Source organism: Salibaculum sp. (assembly GCF_035270045.1).
Lineage (GTDB): Bacteria > Pseudomonadota > Alphaproteobacteria > Rhodobacterales > Rhodobacteraceae > Salibaculum.
Genome location: NZ_DATFIP010000017.1, coordinates 1 through 2376, shown reverse-complemented (window position 1 = coordinate 2376; position 2376 = coordinate 1). Strand labels below are relative to the sequence as shown.

The window sequence follows — 2376 nt, the reverse complement described above, 5'->3', positions numbered from 1 at the left end:
TTCCAGGGGGTGGAACACGGCTACGAGTTCGCGCTTGTCGCGGTGCTGGGACTGTGCGTCGCCCTTGCGGCGATCGCCTTCATGCGGCTTCTGCTCGAATTGGGCCCATGGCTCACACGTCACATCAAGCGGCCCGAGTTGCGCACGGCATCGGCAGGCCTTGCGGTGGGGCTGACCGCGTTGGCCTTGCCGGATGTCCTCGGGATCGGCACGTCTACCCTGCGTTTTGCCACCATCGACGGGGCCTTCGGGCTGGCAGAGGTGATTGTCCTTATCCTGACCAAGATCGTACTGACCGCGCTCTGTATCGGCGCGGGGTTTTCCGGGGGCGCCTTCAGCCCGTCGCTTCTGATCGGTAGTCTGATCGGAGTCTTTTTCTGGACGCTCCTGTCCTCCGTCTCCGGCATCCCGAGTTCCGGGGCCGCGATCTATGCCATCAGCGGCATGATGGCCTTTGCCAGCGCGGTCATCGGGGCCCCGTTGACCTGCATTCTGATCGTGTTCGAGCTCACCCGCAATTACGATGTGACGATTGCCGCAATGGTCGCGGTGGTCTTCTCCAGCCTGCTGTCGCACCGGATTTTCGGGCGGTCCCTGTTTGACGTGCAACTGTCCCGGCGCGGCATCGATTTCTCTTTGGGCCGGGATCACGCACATCTCGCCGCGCTGAAAGTAGCTGACTATCTCCAGCCTGACGTGGTCACCGCCGCCGCAGCCGACACCCCGGAAAATGTCACCGCGCGTCTTCACGAAAAGGGCTGGCGTGAGGCGTTTGTCCTCGACCCGGCTGGCAGGCTGCTGGGCGTTTACACGCCGGGCGGCCCCGACGGGCACGGTCGCGTGGACGGTGACAGCCATCCCGCTAAGCTGATGTTCCATGACGACACCGATCTGGCCGAGGCGATGGAGCGCCTGCGCGGCTTCGTCGGCGACGCGGTTCCCGTCATCTCGCGCGACGGGGGATACTATCTCGGCGCCGTTTCGGAGGCCGATCTGGTCTCGGCATGGCTTGATGAGGCCGCCCGTTTGCGGAAAGAAGAAAATGCGTCTGTGTAACGTCCTGCTGCTCTGCTCGCTCTTTGCCCTGCCCGCCGCGGCGGAGGATCTGACCATCGTGTCATGGGGCGGTGCCTATGAAGCCGCGCAACGCGAGGCGGTCATCGCCCCATTCGTCGAGGAGACCGGCCATGACGTGACCGTGGACGTCTATGACGGCACCTGGACCGCCCTCGCCGAGCACGGCGCGGATCAGGGCTGGGATGTGATCGACATGCTGGACGATCAGGCGCGCGTGGCCTGCGGGCGCGGCCTACTGCTGGAGCTGGACCCGCGATCGCTGTTCACGTCGGACGCCTTGGCGGATTTCACACCGTCCGGCCCGACCCGCTGTTCGGTTCCGCAAAATGCCTATGCCCGCGTTATGGCCTTCGATGACCGGGCCTTTCCCGGGATCAAACCGACCAGTATCGAGGATTTTTTCGATACCGAACGTTTCCCCGGCCCTCGTGCGGTGCAGCGCAGCCCCGACGGGATTCTCGAATGGGCCTTGCTTGCAGAGGGCGTGCCGCCTGAACAGGTCTACGGGCTTCTGAGTACCGATCGCGGCCTGAAGCTGGCGTTCCGGCGGCTCGACTCGATTCGCGATGATATCATCTGGTGGCAGGACCCGGCCGAACCCGCCGCGATGCTGGCCGATGGCCGCGCCGCGATGGCCGCCGGTTTCAACGGTCGCTTTTTCGACATGGCCCATCACCGGGGCGCGCCGATTGATATCGTGTGGGATGGCCGGATCATCGGGATCGAGGTCTGGGTGATCGCCGCATCCTCCGATGCGCCCGAGGCCGCGCGCGCCTTTGTCGCCCACGCCTCACGGCCGGCCAGCATGGCGCGGCTCGCGACGCGTATCCCTTACGGCCCCACGCGACGCTCCGCATTCGACCGGATCGCGCTCAACCCCGCAACAGGCGCCCCGATGCGCAGCTATTTGCCAAACGCCCCTCAACATGGCGGCCGGTCGCTGCTTCAGGACAGCACCTGGTATGCCAACACCGAAGACCTGCGACTGCGCCGGTTCCGCGCCTGGCTGAATGAAGACGGGTGATTTTGCGCCTACCGTCTCGCAGGCCGGCGTCAGCCAGCTCGCCGATGTGGAGCGCCCCGCGCGCATCATGCTGGGCTGGAACGAAAGCAGCGAGGCGCTTGGTGCCGTCCGCGTCGCCCTGCCCCTGCTCAAGAGCGCGGACGTGGTGCACGTTGTGGTGATCGACCCGCCCAGCCACGGCCCCAACCGCTCGGACCCGGGCGGCCTTCTGTCGCAATATCTCGCCCGCCACGGCATCAAGGTCGAGATCGACGTGCTCTCCAAGACCCTGCCGC

The 2376-nt window shown here is 65.6% G+C and carries 2 protein-coding genes and 1 pseudogene; all 3 read left to right on the top strand.

Annotated elements, in window-relative coordinates:
* Positions 1–1056 (top strand): chloride channel protein (locus VJ897_RS02595; protein WP_324052976.1); only part of this gene is annotated, 1056 nt, incomplete at its 5' end.
* A complete protein-coding gene (locus VJ897_RS02590; RefSeq protein ID WP_324052975.1) occupies positions 1043–2101 on the top strand; it encodes an extracellular solute-binding protein in 1059 nt (352 codons plus the stop codon). The genes VJ897_RS02595 and VJ897_RS02590, both read left to right, overlap by 14 nt.
* A 46-nt stretch (positions 2102–2147) precedes the next feature.
* Positions 2148–2376: pseudogene (locus VJ897_RS02585) on the top strand (universal stress protein); the annotation flags it as partial.